Genomic DNA, 16,025 nt, shown 5'->3' on the forward strand with positions numbered 1-16,025 from the left:
CCCTCTCAGTTCTCGTCGGAGCGTTCATACGGCCGGCGTCTCGCCCGGCTTGTCCGCGACCCCGACGTCCAGCAGTGCCTCGTGGGACGAGCCCAGGAAGTCGAGGGACTTGTCGTCGAAGACCCAGACCGTGTGACCGTCGCTCTCCTCGAAACTCAGGCCGATGCCGGGGCGGCCGGTGTAGTCCTCGGCGTCGGTCACGACCGAGACGCCCGGGATCTTCGCGGCCGCGCGGTAGAGCGCGGCGTCCAGTTCGGGCAGGAGCGTGGCGTCGGGCAGCATGTCGCCGATCTTCTCCAGTGCCGCGCTCTGCCGGGTCCGCCCGTCGCCCTTCGTACCTGCGTAGATCTTCTCCAGCAGCGCGTCGGGGTCCGTGGGCAGTGCCTGGAGCTCACGGAACGTGGTGGCGTTCGGGTCGGGGCTCAGCCTCATGTCGTGCGTGCCCTTGGAGTACGAGGAGAACGGGTCCCGGGTCCGGAACGGCGGCCCCACCAGCACCGTGACCCGGCGCAGTCCCGCGCGCTCGCCGTCGACGGCGGTCCAGCTCGCTTCGCGCAGGATCCGGACGTCGTCGTCCGAGAACTTCATGGATCCCTGGGTGCGGACATAGATGTACTGGTCGTCCCTGACGGGCACGGTCTTCTTCGCGGCGGCGACCTCGGCGATGCGATTGAGGAGGTCGGCCGCGTCCGCATCGGTCGTGGTGGTCCCGGACCCGACGGTGCCGGCGAGGACAGTGGCGACGACCGCCGCCACGAGGGGTACGGCGATGGCGGCGAACCGGCGGCGGGGGGCACGTGCTCGTCGGCCGGGCGCCGTCGCGATCTCGGGGCGTTCCGCGGCTTGCTCGGTGAGCTCTGTCATCAGATGGTCCTTCAGCAGGTCGTGGCGGTCGCTCGTCAGGACCGGGTCACCCGGGCTCGGCAGCAGCCTGGCCAGTTCCTCGCGCTCTTCGGGGTTCATCCGTGCTTCTCCTGTGTCGACCGGGCCGTTGCGGGACGGCCACCCGGTACCTGTCCGGTGCGCCGGCCGAGTCCCGGCCTTTCCGGCTGAGGGGGAGGGTCCGGTGTCGCGGCGGTACTCCGCTGCGCCGGGTACTCGGCTCGCCGCCCGGCGGAGGTGCGCCGGGCCAACTCCGCCTCCGACAACGTCCGCAGCCGCTGCCGTGCGCGGGCGAGCCGCGACCGTACGGTGCTCGTCGGCACGCCGAGGGCCTCGCCCGCGGCCGCGTAGCTCAGTCCCGACCAGACGCACAGGGCGAACACCTCACGCTCGGCCCTGCGCAGCCTTCCGAGCGCGGTGCGCGCGGCAGCGAGCCGCTCGGCGTTCTCCATGCGGCCGACGAGATCGTCGGCGAAGTCCGGCAGGGTGTCACGGTCCGCCGGGCGGCCGGGGAGCCGGGCGAGCGCGGCACTGTGCCGACGGGCGGCGCGGCGGGTGTTGCGCAGCACGTTGGTGGCGATGCCGTACAGCCAGGGGCGCAGTCCGTCGCCTTCGGGCACGCCGACGTCTTCTTCCAGGGCCGCGGCTTCGGGTCTCAGCTTGTCCCTGAGCCGCCAGGCCTCCAGGAAGGTCAGGGACACCACGTCCTCCGCGGTGCTCCGGTCCGCCGACAGGCGGGCGGCGTGACCGTAGACGGCCGAGGCGTGCGCGCCGAAGAGTTCGGCGAAGGCTTCCGGATCGCCGGCGCGGATCCGGTCACGCAGGGAAGGTTCCACAACCACCCCTGTCCGCTCGGCACTTGCCATCCCTGTGGCGACGATCACACTACGAACCGGTCCTCGAACAGATGCCGACCGAGGCGGTCTGTTCGAGGCCCTACTCTGATCCCCGTGAGGCAGGCGAGCGCTGGGAAGGACGATCGGCGATGACGCCCCTGAACAGCGGGGACCCGGAGTCCGTAGGCGGGTACACCCTTCTCGGCCGGCTCGGTGCGGGCGGCATGGGAGCCGTCTATCTGGGAGTCTCCGCCTCGGGACGGCAGGTCGCGGTCAAGCTCGTGCACGGGCCGTATGCCCAGGAGGAGGAGTTCCGCACGCGCTTCCGGCAGGAGATCGCGGCGGCGCGCAGAGTGAGCGGCGCCTTCACCGCGCCGGTCGTGGACGCCGACCCGGACGCCGACCGGCCGTGGATGGCGACGCTCTACGTGCCGGGGCTCACCCTCGCCGAGGTCGTGGAGAAGGACGGCCCGCTGAGCCGGCGGGAACTGCGCGCGCTGGGGCTGGGGCTCACCGAGGCGCTGCGCGACATCCACCGGGCAGGCCTGGTGCACCGGGACCTCAAACCGGGCAACGTCCTGATGACCGAGGACGGGCCGCGCGTCATCGACTTCGGCATATCGCGCGCTTCCGACCACCAGAGCCGCACCACGACCGGGCGGATGATCGGCACTCCGCCCTTCATGTCGCCGGAGCAACTGGCCTCTCCCCGGGACGTCACCCCGGCCTCGGACGTGTTCTCGCTGGGGTCGCTGCTGGTGTTCGCGGCGGTCGGCACGGGACCGTTCGACGCCGACAGCCCGTACATAACCGGCTATCAGGTGGTGTTCGGGACCCCGGACCTCGGCGGGGTGCCCGAACCGCTCCTGGGCATAGTCGAGCGCTGCCTGGACAAGGACCCGGCCGCACGGCCGGAACTGACGGACCTGCACCACATGCTCCAGGCGCTGCCGGAGTCCGACGCCACCGGGTCCCCGGAGACCGGGCAGTCCGCGAAACCCCTGCGCCGCCCCGCTTCCCGCACTGCGGCCGCCACCCCCGCGAGCGCCTCGACCCGCACCGGCACCGGCACCGGCACCGGCAAGCGACGCCGGGTCCGGATGCTGCTCACCGGCCTCGGAGCGGTGCTGGCCGTCACGGGGCTGGGTATCGGGGTGGGGGCTTTCGTGTCCGGTCCGGACACGAAAGCCCCCACCCGTGCCGCGTCACTGCCCGACGGCTGGCGGCCGTGGCGGACGGAGCTGCGGTACGACGTGAAGGGTGTCCCTCTCGACTACGACAGCCCCGGATGCGTGACGGAGGGCAGCGCCCTGTTCTGTGGCGGTACGGGCTTCACGACCGCCAGGATCGACGCGGCCTCCGGCCGCACCCTGTGGCGGTCCGGCACCCGCCCGCAGGGAGCGCAGCCGATCGGCGTTCGCGACGGGCTGGTCTACATGTACGAGGAACCGGACGCCAAGACCAGGCGCGTGGTGGCCCTCGACGCCGGCACCGGGCACCGGCGGTGGCAACGCGACGTCAACCGGTCCGAGAACGCGGTCCTGTACGACGGCGGACTGCTGACCCTGTCTCCCGACTACTCGTCGTTCGTGGCCTACGGGCCCTCCGGCAAGGAACTGTGGCGGGCGCCCTCGCTGGACGAGTACTGCACTCCGTCGGCGCTCGGAGGCGTCCCCTACGCCCTGTGCTCGCAGGGCACCGAGCCCGGCCAGGCCCCGGTCGAACTGATGAGGCTCGGACCCGGCAGCCTGAGCGAAACCGCCACACTGCCGCAGAAGGCGCAGGCACTCGGCGCCGTCGGCGGGCAGCCCCTGTTCCTCGCCCCCCAGACCGCGAAGGACGTGTACGAGGCCGGGTACGAACGGCCGTACAACGCGCTGCTGCGGGTGGCCCCGGAAACGGGGCAGGTCAGACGGATACCGCTGGCACATCCGCTGACCGGCACGGCCACCCTTGTGAACGGCGTCGTCTACTTCGTCCGGTTCGACGGGTCGGTCACCGCGGTATCGGCGGACAGCGGCAGACAGCTCTGGCAGAAGGTGACGGACGTGGAGAGTCTGTCCGTGCCCGCGGTGTCAGCGACGTACGGGCGGGTCTACTTCTCCAACCGCTTCGGCCGTCTGCTGGCACTGGACAGCCGCACCGGAGCGGAGGTCTGGCGCACCTCCGCACTGGCCGACCCCGGGGACAAAGCGCAGGGCTACCCGCCGCGCGTACTGCTCGTCAAGGACGCGATCGTGGCGATGGCCGGTGACACGGCCTTCTCCCGGAGCCCGGACGGGCCCACCTGACCGGCCGAGTCGATCGCCGCGCACCGTGTGCATGACGGGATGCAATCAATGGCACTGTTGATATCAACGGAGGTGTACTCGATGAGCCGGACCGTGATCGACCTCGACGATCAGCTGGTCGCGGACGTGGCCAAAGCTCTCGGTACCAGCACCAAGAAGGAAGGGGAACTACCGCCGGTGAACGCCGCGAATACCTGATCGACACCAGCGCGTTCCGCCGCCGACCGCACCCGGGGCATCGAGGACATGCGCCTGCTCTCCGGCTGGGTGCCCGTTGACGACCGTGCCTACGACCGCGCCTGACGGGTCCATGAGGTCCTCACCCAGCGCGGACAGCACCGCAGCGCCGGGGCCGTCGACCTCGTGGCGGCCGCCACGGCCGAGTTGCAGGGACTGACGCTGCTACACCGCGACCGGGACTTCGAGTGCATCGCCGCCGTCACCGGCCAGGCGCTCCAGTGGTACGGCCCCGAAGCCGGCAAGTGACACGGGGCTTCACGGCAAGCCCTGTGCACGCGCATGGCGCGGATCATGTGCGGGTGCCGTTCTGTTCGATGCCGGCAGGGTGGGGGATGCGGGCGGCGAGCCGCCAGGCGCCCGCGCCGGCTGGTCCGGCGTTCAGTTGGCCGCCGAGGGCGGCCACACGTTCCTGTAGGCCGATGAGTCCGTAGCCGGAGTCGACGGAGCTGATTTCCCCGGGAGTGCCGGCCGTGTTGGTGACCTCGACCAGTGTGGCCGGTGGCCCGTAGTCGACGCGTACGGTCACCAGGGCGCCGGCGGCGTGCTTGCGGGTGTTGGTCAGTGCTTCCTGGACAATGCGGTACACCGCGAGGCGATGGGTGGTGGGGGCCTGTTCCGGGTGGCCCTGGATCGTCATCCCGACGCGCTGGCCGGCGGCGCGGGCTTCGTCGGCCAGTTCCTGTGCATCCCTCACGGCAGGGGCCAGTGCGGCAGGCGCCCGCGTGGTGTCGGGCTCGCGCAGGGCGCCGAGTACGTCGCGCAGGTCGGCCAGTGCTGCGGTGGACGCGGTGCGCAGCAGACCGAGCCGTTCGGCGACCGTCGCGGGCAGCGTGTCGCTCCTCGTGGCCAGCACACCGGTGTGCAGGGCGATCAGGCTGAGGCGGTGCGCGAGGACATCGTGCATCTCAGCGGCGATACGGGATCGTTCCGCGACGCGCGCGGCCTCCTCACGCAACTGTGCCTCGACACGCAGGTGCTCCACGTCGGCGGCCAGCGCCTGCACCAGTCGACGGCGGCTGCCGACCCACAGGCCGACGACGAGGCCGAACAGCAGCACGAACACCGCGGACACATACCGTAGTTCGTCCCAGATGCGGGATGCCGGGAAGCCGAGCAGGTTGGCGGTCAGCGCGACGACGGCGCAGCCCGCCGCCACCCGCAACCGACGGGCTGCGGCCAGGTCGAACATGACGACGGCCAGCAGTATCAGCGTGAGCCATCCCCACCACGCGGTGACCACGGTGACAAGGAACGGCGCGACGGGCCACCGCAACCGCGGCACCAGCAGGGCCACGCCGCAGACCACCGCCGAGGCCGTGGCCGGGACCAGGTACCGACCGTCGCTGACGGTCAGGGCGTTCATTGCGGTGATCAGCACGAAGAGCGCCACGATTCCGGCCCGCGCGAAGGCTGCCGACCACCTTGCGACCGTACTCCTGTTCACCGTGGCAATCCTAGAAAGGCTCCCGCTCCACTCCCTCCGCTGGATCTGCCGCCCGCCCACGTCTGGCACCTGCGACGCCCTCTCGTCCGTTCCTGACGTTTCTTCATCCCATCTGACCCGTTATTGCACAGCTGTGACGGTGAGCGCACAGCTCCGGCACTCTCTGTTGGGAGACTCCTCTCATCGCGAAGGGCGGCAAGCCGAAAGGACCGGTTCAGGTCCCAGGGACGGCGGGCGGTTCCCGCGGAAGTCTCGTCGCAGCGTCATCCACATCCCTGGGGGAACCTCGATGTCCACTCGTAACCGCCGGAGCACCGCAGCCGCCGTCACCGCGGGCGCCGCCACACTGCTCACCCTGTGCGGCACGGCCGTCGCCGCGGCCGCGTCCGCCCACACACTCACCGTGCCCAGGGGACTCACCCTCAGCGACGGCACCCGCCACGTCGTGGTCAACGGGAGGTCGATCGACTTCGGCACCACCGTCCGTGACCTGGCCTGGAACCCCAGCGGCAGCAAGGCCGCCTTCATCGACGGGCACGGCGACCTCGTCGTCTCCAGCCCCGACGGCAGCCACCGCGTCACCGTCGCCGCCAACCCGGGCGGGCAGACCTGGTCCCACCCCACCTGGCAGGTGACCGCCGCCGACCGGGCGAACCGGATCCCCGCGAAGAACAACCTCATCTTCTCGGCCAAGGTCCACGGCCACACCGTCCTGGAGGGCATCAAGGCCACCGCCGACCACGGCAAGCCGGCGAAGATCAGCCTCAACGGCGACCCGGGCGACGGCGCCCTCCCCCAGACCGACAACACCTGGCCGAACGTCGGCGGCGGCTACGGCACGGCCGTCTACGAGAACACCCACACCGGCGAGGTCTACATCCGCGACGACTACCTGCGGCAGCAGGGCGGCGCGCTGACCAAGGGGTCCGAGCCCGCTCTCTCCCCCGACAACGAGGAGGTCGTCTTCGTCCGCTCCGTCCACGGGCACGACCACCTCTTCGTCGAGGACTTCGGCGGCTCCACCCACGTCGTCAAGGACGTCACCCCCAGCGCCACCACCGACTACACCGAGCCCACCTGGTCGCCCAACGGCAAGACCATCGCCTTCCGCGCCCCGACCGGTACGTACACCATCACGAAGACCGCCCACGGCTTCGGCAAGCCCGTCAAGGTCTCCAAGCACACCGGCCTGCCTGCCTACCGCGGCTGACCGCCGCCCAACCGCCCACCGGAGCGGGCGAGTTCGGCCTGGAGCTCCGGCAGGTGCTGGTCGGCCGTGTCATGCGGCAGGTACTCGACCACATCGAGAAAGCGGAACAGGACCTGGGTCTTGGTGACGGCGAACTCGTAGTCGCCGAATCCCACCACGGCACCCAGCTCACCACGGACGGCTCCCCGGACGACATGCGCGGTCATGTCGTCCGGGCTTTCCGCCGTCAGCCCCCGCCGCGCGTTGGGGCGAGCCAGATACGGGCAGACCATCGAGGCGTAGAGCATGCACGCGCGGTGCCCCGGCGCTTCCAGCGTCGCCGCCATGTTCCGGTACGGCCGCCCGGCGGCGAGCGCCTCGCGGATCGCGGAGCTCTCCGCGGCGCCGACCACCCGCCACACCGGACCCTTGGGCATCAGCGTGTCGCAGACGGAACACAGACGCCGTCGTGCGCACTCGGCGCTGCGGCCGTAGTCGGTGAGCGCGAACTGGGGCTCGTCGCCCTCCCACGGGGTGATGGCAGGTACGGGGTAGCCACGGCTGTCACGAGGCCTGGCCTCGACGGTCGCCGGCATGGGAACGGAATCGAATCGCACACCTCATGTTCAACCACATGACCGCCCACCGCGACGGTCGGTCAGGCATGACCTTGACCAGCGGGTTTCGGTGCGATCAGTCCCCGCCTAACACGACCCGCCGCACCGCATCCGCAGCGACACGCTGACGCCAAGGGGTGAGCAGGCATCAGAAGATCCCCCGAAAGGACTAATAGTATGTCAATCCGCTTTTCATCATAGTGATGTGATTCTCCATCAGTTTCAGAAGTGCCGTTATAAATGCCTCGATTGGCGCTCTACTGCCGATCTTCCGATATGACCGACATGCCAGCCGTGGGTAAGTTCGTTCACGAGCCGGCTGACGGGCCGGCAGCTCTGAGACAGGAGATCGCGACATGAAGCTTCGTTCCACGGTGGTCACCGCCGCTGTTTCGGCCGCTGCGGCTCTGGCCGCGACTGGCATCACCTACGCCTCGGCCGCTTCCGCCCCGGCGGCCCAGGAGGCCCCGGCCGTTGCCGCCGCGCCCGCCGTCGCACCCGCCGGTGGCGGCAACGGAAACAACAACAACGGCAACAACAACAGCAAGGGCAACGAAGGCAACAACAGCAAGGGCAACGAGGGCAACGAGGACAACGACCACCACGGCCGGGAAGAGGGCCGTATCGAGATCAACGAGCGGTCGTACCACGCCAACCCCGGCGACTGCATCACCGTGATCAGCGGCCTGGGCGCGAAGAGCCTGAACGTCCGCAACGACACCCGCAAGACCGTCGAGGTCTTCCGTGGGGCGGTCTGCGACAACGGCGCTCCCATCGCCACCGTCGGACCCCACAGCTCCAGCGACGGCGTGCGCCCGGGATGGGTCGACGGCATCGACATCGACAAGGGCGTCGTGGCCAGCTTCCGGGTGATCAGGAACCACCACGAGGACCGCGGCGACCGCGGCGACCACGGCGACGACTACTAGGCCGCGAGGACTACTAGTAGTACGCCGACCGCACACTGTGGAGCCCCGGCCCGCCGGAATCGGGCCGGGGTCCCCAGTCTGGACCATTCTCCGACAGCCACGCCCTGTGTGCACCCCGCGAGCCGGGCACCAGGCGCGCGGCACCCGGTGCCCCGGCCGTCTTCCGGCCTTCCCCGTCCAGCGAACGGGTGAGGAGTGACATGAGTATCCGCCTGGTGGAGGACGTGAGCGACGGCACCTATGTCCTGGACGGCCTCGACATCACACTGACCCCGGCCCTGCCGTGGCTGGGGCACCAAGTCTCGTGGGAGATGAACGGCCACCTCAAGGAGCCGGTCGACCTGACCCGGGTCACCTGCAATGTGATCATGAAGTTCGGTCCGGTGAAGATGCTCGACAGGAACTACGAGCTGCCCGACCTGTTGAAGGGCGTGGGCGCGAGGCTGTCGGGTGACCCCAGGCCGCCCGCCGGTCCGTGGCGACAGACGTGGAACCTTCAACTTCCCGAGGCGGTGCCGGTGGCCGAGCACCGCATCCTGCTGCGCGCCCGGACGGGCAGAGGAAAGAACTTCTTCGCGCTGGACATCGCCCTGAACTTCAGCCGCAGCTTCCGTCCGGCCGCGACGAGCGGCTGCGGAGGCTCACGCGTGCTTCACGGCTCGTGCCGCGATTCCCGTTGAAGCGCGGGCCGACCTACGGGAGATCAGTTCTCCGTCACTCTGTACCATTTGGGGCCGCCGACCGGGTACTCGAAGAGGGGACGGCCCCGGCTGCCGCTGGTGCGGAACGGTTTTCCGTGGTCATCGATCCGGGTGGTTCCCTGACGGCCGCCGCTGGACCACTGGAGCTCCACGTACCAGCGCACGTCGTGGGCGTCGGCGTGGGCGGTGATGTACAGCACCTCGGGATCGGACTGGCTGACCTTGTAGGGGACACCGCGCTGGCCGGCCTTCGGCACGATGGTGGGGTGAGCGGCGTCGAGGTTCGTGTCGAACGACCTCGTCTCGACGCCTCCGCCGCAGCCCGACGACCCCTCGTACGCGTTCCAGGCCGGGGGCGCGCCCGAGTCGACCACACGGACGTGCAGGGACTCGATGACGACCGTTTCGTCCCCGGCGCCCTGGACGGTCAGCGCCACCCGCTGACCGTCGGCGGCGATGGCGCCGTGCGCCTTCACCCAGCCCGGGACGTCCTGCCCCATCACCGGCGGCGAGACTTCGCCGGGAGGCCGGTCGATCAGGTACTTCCCCTCGCACTGCGGGTCGTCCCAGGCATAGGTGCGGGTGCTCACCGTGAGCGGGACCGCGGCGCTGTCCCGGGCGGGACCCGGGTCGGTGTCGTGTGCCGACGGCTCGGCGTCGGGCGTTGTGCGGACCGGGGCCGGGGAGTGGCTCGGACGTACGGAGGGGGACGTGGACGCCGACGGGTGCGGCGTGGAGGCGGTGGAGGCCGGCGGTCCGGAGGAGGTCACGGTGCCGGTCGGCCGGCCGTGCTCCGCCAGGTCCGTGCCCCCGCCCTTCAGGTCGACCGCGAACGCGGTGGACACGGCGACGACGACGGCGGTGCCCGCCGCGATCAGGGCCCACCGTCCGCGGGCGGTCCGAACGAGCCTCGGCGTGCGGCGAGCGGGGACAGCCGCCTCGGGCGGGGGTGGCGGCGGGGTGTCCGACCCGGCCTCCGGCTGGGCGGAGGCCGGTTCCGACTCCGCTGCGGCACGATCCGCCCCGGCCCGCCGGGCGCGCTCCCGTGCCGCGTCGGCCAGGACCCAGCGCCGGTGTAACTCGACCAGTTCCTCCGGGGTCGCTCTGCACACCCGGCCGAAGCGGGAGACGGCCGCGTTGTCGGCCGGTACTCCTTCCCCCTTGCAGTACCGGTGCAGCGTCGAGGTGCTCATGTGCGCCCGCTTCGCCAGCGCCTCGTAGCTCAGCCCGGACCGCTGCTTCAACTCGCGCAGCAGCGCCGCGAACTCAGCGATCTCCTCAGCCGCCCCCACCAGTCCTCCATTCCGTTCGGCATCCCAGGAAGGTCACGTTTCCCCTGGTCAGAGCCGGTCTCGCATCCCAGCGTCCCAAAATTCCCGATGGAATGGCCGAGGGGACGCCGCATGGCACAGGCTTGGGCCATCCAAGCACGGCGCCTCGCCGGACACGGTGCTCGGCCCCGCTCAACTCCCCTTCCACGGAACACGTTTCCGGCGCGCCCATCGCCTGCTGCCCACCAGCTACTCGTTGTTCAGAGAAAGCAGTCCATTCATGCGTATCGCCACTCGTCTCGCCTCCCGCACCGCCGCCTCCTCCATGGTCGTCGCCGCCACCCTCGCGCTCGTCGGCATCCAGGCCGCCGGGCAGACCGCCGCCGCCACGACGCAGGCCTCCTCGGTCGTCACCTGCACCGCGGCGAACACCGAGCTGACCGTCACCGAGGTGACCCGCCCGATCAACCACCTGCTGCTCAAGGCCACCAACACCGGCACCAAGCCCTGCTACGCCTACAGCGCCCCCTACCTGAGGGCCGGCGCCGACGCCCAGGCCCCGGTGGCGTGGAACCAGGAGAGCACGCCGCAGGCCGTGGTGGTGCTCAAGCCCGGTCAGTCCGCCTACGCGGGCATCCTGACGTCCACCCCCGACGGCGAAGGGGGCGGCACCGAGAAGACCCTGGGCGTGATCTTCGCTGACAGGAAGGGCAACGCGACCGACAAGGAGAAGACCCTGAAGCTGCCGAACGGCGGTGTCTTCTTCAACAGCCTCGCCGCCGTCACCTACTGGCAGGACAACGCGGCGGACGCCCTCGTCTGGTAGCCGGCCCCGGCGTCCACGCGATGCGGTCGCCGGCGGCGGCCGCATCGCGGACGTCACGCGGGCTCCCGCCGTCTGTCGCCTGTCGCCGATCAGTCGATGCGGTCGCTCAGGCCCAGTACCTGCGGGTTCTCGCATGGGAAGTCCCTGGGCATGCCGGGCACGTCGATGGTGCGCCCGTACACGCCGGCCAGGAACTCGACGGCACCGACCGGGAACTCCGACCAGTCGCCGTTGGCTCCGCGGACGACCACCGTCCATGCGTCCGGGTCCGCGGGGCTCGTCCTCCAGTAGAAGGAGTCCCCCGAGTCGGACTCCGCCCAGGAGATCAGTCCGCCCGGCTCCGGGTAGGGAACGTAGCCCTCGGTGTCGCCCATCTCGTACAGATCCTGAAGGATCTCGTCCTGCCTGCACCCGGACGCCCACAACACCTCGGTGCCGGGCCGGGGAACGGACACGCTCAGGAAGCCGTCGACGATCAGGACCGGATACGCCTCCGCCAGAGAGCGGAAGTCCGAGGGCAGCGCCGTCCCGAGACCCGCCTCCAGAGCGGCCCAGTCCACGTGGCGCCCCCCGGGCACACGCCACCGTGTCATCGACGGAAGCACGGCCTCCAACTCTTCGACCCTCAGCATGTCACCCGCTCCGTGATCGAGGCCCAGGGTCCAGGACCCGGGCCTTTTCGCTGTGCGTGATGACCGTAGATCAAAGGGCCTTGTCCGTCTGCCTCAGCTCGAGAAGGGAACGGCGTCAGCGGCGGACGTGTGCCAGCTGGTGACGATCGGCTTGTCGACGACGAACGAGCCGACCTTCAGGGACACCGGGTTCGGGTCGGTGTCGGAGACGGAGACGATGAGGCTGTTCAGCTCCTTGCCGCCGTCCTCCTTGGTGGTCTTCGGGTTCACACCGGCATAGGCGGTGACCCCGGCACGGAGCGTGATGTCCTGGCCCGCCGACTGCTCCGCGGGCGCGGCCTCCGTTCCGTCCGACCCGAAGGCCACGACCGGCAGTGCGGCCTTGAGGACACAGGTGATGCCGGGCTTGGCCTTGGCCTTGATCAGGAAGTAGCCACCGGCCTGGGACTCGGAGCTCACGCTCCAGGAGATGTCGTTGGTCCCGCAGCTCTGCCCGTAGCCGCTCTTGCCTCCGGACGTGCCGGTGCCGCCCGTACCGGACTTGCCCGAGGAGCCGCTTCCCGTGGTCCCGCCGCCGGAGGACTTCGAAGTGCCGGAAGACTTCGAGGCGCCGGAACCGCTGTTCGTGCCGCTCGTGCTCCCACTCCCGCCGCCGTTGGCCGCCGTCGTGCCTCCCTTGCCGGATGCCGTCGAGGAGTGCGGGGTGGCGGCCACGTCGGCCGACGCCGACGACGAGTCACCACTGCCGCACGCCGTCGTCAGCAGGCCGGCACCGAGCACGGCGGTGGCGAAGAAGGCGGTGCGCAGACGACGGTTCATTACAGATTTCCCTTCCAGGAGGACAGAGACGACAGATGCGGGGCGCCAGGTGCTCGGTCACCGCGCGTTCACGATCACCAAGACGGCCGCTCCTGATCGCGGGTTGCCGCCGTCTCACGTCCAGGACCTGGCTGGCACGCGCCCGTGACACAGCTTCAGCGGGCCAACCAGGTCAGAACCGTCGTCACCAGGAACACGACGACCGCCGCCAGCCAGACCACAGGGCGTGCCGGCTCCGAAGGCCTGGCCCGCGTCCACTCCTCGCCCTCCCGGGACAGCAGCGCATCCGCGAATGCCTGCGCGGTGGGGGGCCGGTCCTCGGGGTCCGCGGCCAGCGCGGCACGGAGAAGTGTGTCGATGCCCTCCGGAACCCCGGGCTCTCTGGGAATCATGGGCAACGACGAGGTCGATGCCCGCTCTGTCGTGAGGCCCACGCGACCGCCAGGACCGAACGGCTTGCGTCCGGTGAGCAGTTCGAACGTGACGACGGCGAGGGCGTACACATCGGCTCGGCCGTCGAACCCGCCGGTCTGGAGGGCTTGTTCGGGCGCCATGTACGCGGGGGTGCCCGTGGTCACGGTCAGCCCCGACGCGTCAGCCAGTCGCTTCGCGCTGCCGAGGTCGGCGACGAGTACGGCGGTGGGCGTACGGCCGGCGTCGAGCAGGAGGTTCGACGGCTTGACGTCGCGGTGGACGACGCCTGTTTCATGGAGCACCTGGACGGCGTAGCCGGCCTCGGCTGCCAGGTGGAGTGCCTCCGCGGGCCGGCAGTGCCCGACCTTCTCGGCCAGCGTGCCGCCTCGGACGTAGTCCATGACGAAGTAGGGCCGGTCGTCCTCGACGCCGACGTCGTGCACGCGTACGACACGTGGGCTGGAGATCCTGCGGAGCAGCCTCGCCTCCGCCAGAAAGCGTTGCCGTACATCGGCGTTCGACGCCCAGTTGTCGGCCAGCACCTTGACCGCGACGTCCGTGTCGAGCTCGGGATCGTATGCTTTCCAGACGGTGGCGAACGAGCCGGCTCCCAGTCTCTCCTCAAGGAGATAACGACCTAGCTTCTGCATGTGGAAGCATTTTGCCTGAGGCGAGGGGGACAGCACGGTGCTGGAAGAGGATGAGCTGGCGCGGCTCGTGGCGTCTGCCCAGGCAGGTGACCGGGCGTCCCTGGACCGCCTCCTCGTCAGGCTTCGGCCCGTGGTCGTGCGCCGCTGCTCCAGGTTCCTTCCGCACCACGCCGACGCCGAAGAGGCCGCGCAGGATGCCCTGCTGTCCATCAGTACACATCTGCACGAGTACAGCGGGCGGGGCTCGTTCCGCGGGTGGGTGACGGTGATCGCCTCGAACGCCGCCAGGTCCACGTACCGCTCGATGCGCCGGCGCGCGGAGGACAGTCACGCGGTCGTTCCCGAGGGCGCCGACCCTCGGACGACGAGCGTCATCGCGGGGACCCGCCTGGACCTGATGGAGGCGCTGGCCGCCCTGGAGGAGCGGCATCCGGCCCTCCTGGAGTCCTTCGTGCTGCGGGACCTCGGAGACCTGACCTATCTTCAGGTCGCCGAGATCACCGACGCTCCCCTGGGCACGGTCAAGGACCGCATCCACCAGGCTCGTCGCTTCATGCGGGACCGCCTCGGCGGTGGCTTCTGAGACGCACCGACTTCGTCATCCTGGCGGTGGCCATCGGACTCGGCCTGCTGACCGGCCGGTTCGTCCTGCCCGCACGCTCCGCTCCGGCCACCCCGGCAGGGCCACCGGGCGCTTCGGCGTCCTCGCCGGGTCACGGCTCTCCGGCGCCGAAGCCCGCCGGCGGGCCCATGACGGACCGGCATCTGTTGGCGGCGGCCGAGTTCAGGAAGGCCGGGTTCGCCAAGCGCATCTACGTACGCGACCGTGTCGGAGACGGCAGGTACGCCAACGCGGCCTGCGCCGGAGAGAAGACCCTCGGCGAGACCCTGGGCGGGCCGGACGCCCACTTCCGCGGGCTGGTGACGACCAAGGACACGGACGACAGCGACCCCACCCTGGCCGTGAACATCACCGATCAGGTCGCGCGCGAGGTCGCCGCCGACGCCCGAAGTCGGGCACTGGCTCAGAACTACGCCCAGCGCCTGCTGCTGGAGGAGGTGCCGTGCCAGGAGGAACCGGCCGGTCACTGGGTCTACGGGCCGACGCACACGATCGATGTCGCCACGAGTGTCACCGCGAGCTGGATGGGTTCCTACGACGGTGACCTGAACACCACGGGGACCGCTCCACGGGGCAAGGAGCCGTGTGGTGGCATCGCCATACTCCAGAACGGCTCCCACTACGGGATCCTGGAGGTCGACGCCTGCCTGGACACGGCCGCGATGACGCGGATCGTCCGTGCGGCCGTGACACGGCTCTGAGACCACTCCGACCTCGCCGGCGAAAGTGATGTGGATCACAGCGATCGCGGCGGATCACCATCCAACATTCTCCCGTTCCTCGCGCATCTCCCTGGTACGACGACGCGAACCGCGTCGCGCCCAGACAGGAGATGAGATGTTCGACAACCAGCTCACCAACCGGACGGCCGGCAAGAAGCCCTCGCGTCGCGGTCGTACCGCAGGAGTGGCGGCCTCCGTCGGTGCCGCCCTGATCGCGCTCGTCATCGGCACGCACCCCGCTGCCGCCGGCGCGGGCCAGGGCCCGGCCGAACCCGGTCTCGGCTCCGGCAACCTGATGCAGAGCGAGGACTTCTTCCAGCAGGGCCTGGCCCCGGTCCGCGCGACGGTGGACATGACCGGGAAGCAGGCTCTCTCGGCCTGCTCCGGCGAGGAGACGATGCGCACGCTGACCAAGGGGAAGGCCGCCGCCTATGCCGACGTGACCTGGGCCTTCGACACCGACGACACCTCGCTGACCGAATCCGTCGCGGACGGCGCCACCGACACGTCGGCGGTCTCGTACGAGAAGCGGCTCGACAAGCTGGTGCGCGGCTGCCAGGACGAGCCGGCCGGTCACTGGCACTACGGCAAGGGGCATGCGATCAACGCCAGGGCCGGTGAGGGCAGTTGGTACACGGCCTTCGGCGGCGACGGCCGCGTCGCCGGTGGTGTCGCGGTGATCCGCAGTGGTCACAGGTTCGGCATCGTGGAGCTGTCCGGTCAGCCCAGCGACGACCCCGGCTACATGGCGGGCATCGCTGCCGCCGCCCTCAACCGGCTGGCCGACTGATCCCGGTCAGAATCGTGTCCCGGTAGTCGAGTTGTCCGCGGACTCCCCCGGAATTGTCCTTGATCGGTAACGGGCGCATCCGCCGGCTGCCGCCCCTCGTCCTCTCAGGTGGTCGGAAGGCGACCACGCATCGGCGAGGAACTGCGTGAA

General features: G+C 70.2%; 16 protein-coding genes and 2 pseudogenes. 10 read left to right on the forward strand and 8 right to left on the reverse strand.

The features are described 5' to 3' along the window. Nucleotides 1-24: 24 nt before the first annotated feature. Together ABZ915_RS09295 and ABZ915_RS09300 are read right to left on the reverse strand one after the other, a co-directional pair. Nucleotides 25-963, reverse strand: coding sequence for a CU044_5270 family protein (locus ABZ915_RS09295; protein ID WP_361798392.1), 939 nt, complete (start codon nt 961-963; stop codon nt 25-27). Beyond that, nucleotides 960-1,718, reverse strand: a complete 759-nt coding sequence (locus ABZ915_RS09300) for an RNA polymerase sigma factor (RefSeq protein WP_361798395.1) — start codon at nt 1,716-1,718, stop codon at nt 960-962. The genes ABZ915_RS09295 and ABZ915_RS09300 overlap by 4 nt, the downstream gene beginning before the upstream one ends. Before the next feature lie 149 nt (nt 1,719-1,867). Between ABZ915_RS09300 and ABZ915_RS09305 the strand changes: the two genes are divergently transcribed. The 3 genes and pseudogenes from ABZ915_RS09305 to ABZ915_RS09315 form a co-directional block, all read left to right on the forward strand. Next, nucleotides 1,868-4,009 (forward strand): serine/threonine-protein kinase, encoded by a 2,142-nt coding sequence (locus ABZ915_RS09305; RefSeq protein ID WP_361798398.1) that lies wholly within the window; start codon nt 1,868-1,870, stop codon nt 4,007-4,009. 81 nt (nt 4,010-4,090) lie between these two features. Beyond that, nucleotides 4,091-4,171: pseudogene (locus ABZ915_RS09310) on the forward strand (type II toxin-antitoxin system VapB family antitoxin); the annotation flags it as partial. Between the two features lie 45 nt (nt 4,172-4,216). After that, nucleotides 4,217-4,495, forward strand: a pseudogene (locus ABZ915_RS09315) (PIN domain-containing protein); the annotation flags it as partial. 43 nt (nt 4,496-4,538) lie between these two features. Here ABZ915_RS09315 and ABZ915_RS09320 read toward each other — a convergent pair. Further along, a complete protein-coding gene (locus tag ABZ915_RS09320) occupies nt 4,539-5,612 on the reverse strand; it encodes a histidine kinase (RefSeq protein WP_361799445.1) in 1,074 nt (357 codons plus the stop codon). Nucleotides 5,613-5,982: 370 nt separating this feature from the next. On the opposite strand from ABZ915_RS09320, the gene ABZ915_RS09325 reads away from it, so the two are divergent. After that, a complete protein-coding gene (locus ABZ915_RS09325; protein ID WP_361798401.1) occupies nt 5,983-6,903 on the forward strand; it encodes a hypothetical protein in 921 nt (306 codons plus the stop codon). Here the strand turns inward: ABZ915_RS09325 and ABZ915_RS09330 are convergent. After that, nucleotides 6,891-7,478, reverse strand: a complete 588-nt coding sequence (locus tag ABZ915_RS09330; RefSeq protein ID WP_361798404.1) for a hypothetical protein — start codon at nt 7,476-7,478, stop codon at nt 6,891-6,893. The two genes, ABZ915_RS09325 and ABZ915_RS09330, sit on opposite strands and share 13 nt — an antisense overlap. A 377-nt stretch (nt 7,479-7,855) precedes the next feature. Here ABZ915_RS09330 and ABZ915_RS09335 point away from each other — a divergent pair, with 377 nt between their 5' ends. Beyond that, nucleotides 7,856-8,428, forward strand: coding sequence for a hypothetical protein (locus ABZ915_RS09335; protein ID WP_361798407.1), 573 nt, complete (start codon nt 7,856-7,858; stop codon nt 8,426-8,428). 200 nt (nt 8,429-8,628) lie between these two features. Further along, entirely contained in the window at nt 8,629-9,108 is a 480-nt protein-coding gene (locus ABZ915_RS09340; protein ID WP_361798410.1) for a hypothetical protein, read from the forward strand. 23 nt (nt 9,109-9,131) lie between these two features. On the opposite strand, the gene ABZ915_RS09345 is transcribed toward ABZ915_RS09340, so the two are convergent. Then, entirely contained in the window at nt 9,132-10,421 is a 1,290-nt protein-coding gene (locus ABZ915_RS09345; protein ID WP_361798413.1) for a helix-turn-helix domain-containing protein, read from the reverse strand. A 259-nt stretch (nt 10,422-10,680) separates the two neighbouring features. On the opposite strand from ABZ915_RS09345, the gene ABZ915_RS09350 reads away from it, so the two are divergent. Continuing rightward, nucleotides 10,681-11,226, forward strand: a complete 546-nt coding sequence (locus tag ABZ915_RS09350; RefSeq protein WP_361798416.1) for a DUF4232 domain-containing protein — start codon at nt 10,681-10,683, stop codon at nt 11,224-11,226. 89 nt (nt 11,227-11,315) lie between these two features. Here the strand turns inward: ABZ915_RS09350 and ABZ915_RS09355 are convergent, their stop codons facing one another. The 3 genes from ABZ915_RS09355 to ABZ915_RS09365 form a co-directional block, all read right to left on the reverse strand. Continuing rightward, on the reverse strand, nt 11,316-11,858 hold the full coding sequence (locus ABZ915_RS09355) for a hypothetical protein (RefSeq protein ID WP_361798419.1): 543 nt from the start codon (nt 11,856-11,858) through the stop codon (nt 11,316-11,318). Nucleotides 11,859-11,951: 93 nt separating this feature from the next. Continuing rightward, the gene (locus ABZ915_RS09360) at nt 11,952-12,677 is read right to left on the reverse strand and encodes a DUF4232 domain-containing protein (protein ID WP_361798422.1); all 726 of its coding nucleotides are present in this window, start codon (nt 12,675-12,677) and stop codon (nt 11,952-11,954) included. A gap of 155 nt (nt 12,678-12,832) precedes the next feature. Further along, nucleotides 12,833-13,741, reverse strand: coding sequence for a serine/threonine-protein kinase (locus tag ABZ915_RS09365; RefSeq protein WP_361798425.1), 909 nt, complete (start codon nt 13,739-13,741; stop codon nt 12,833-12,835). A gap of 37 nt (nt 13,742-13,778) precedes the next feature. On the opposite strand from ABZ915_RS09365, the gene ABZ915_RS09370 reads away from it, so the two are divergent. The 3 genes from ABZ915_RS09370 to ABZ915_RS09380 all read left to right on the forward strand — a co-directional run bounded on the left by ABZ915_RS09370 (nt 13,779) and on the right by ABZ915_RS09380 (nt 15,875). Then, nucleotides 13,779-14,324: a sigma-70 family RNA polymerase sigma factor gene (locus tag ABZ915_RS09370; protein WP_361798428.1), complete on the forward strand. Its 546-nt coding sequence runs from the start codon at nt 13,779-13,781 to the stop codon at nt 14,322-14,324. Between the two features lie 26 nt (nt 14,325-14,350). Beyond that, complete coding sequence (locus ABZ915_RS09375) at nt 14,351-15,064, forward strand: hypothetical protein (protein ID WP_361798431.1); 714 nt, start codon at nt 14,351-14,353, stop codon at nt 15,062-15,064. Nucleotides 15,065-15,200: 136 nt separating this feature from the next. After that, complete coding sequence (locus ABZ915_RS09380; protein ID WP_361798434.1) at nt 15,201-15,875, forward strand: hypothetical protein; 675 nt, start codon at nt 15,201-15,203, stop codon at nt 15,873-15,875. Nucleotides 15,876-16,025 lie beyond the last annotated feature (150 nt).

The organism is Streptomyces sp. NPDC046915 (genome assembly GCF_040644935.1).
Lineage (GTDB): Bacteria > Actinomycetota > Actinomycetes > Streptomycetales > Streptomycetaceae > Streptomyces.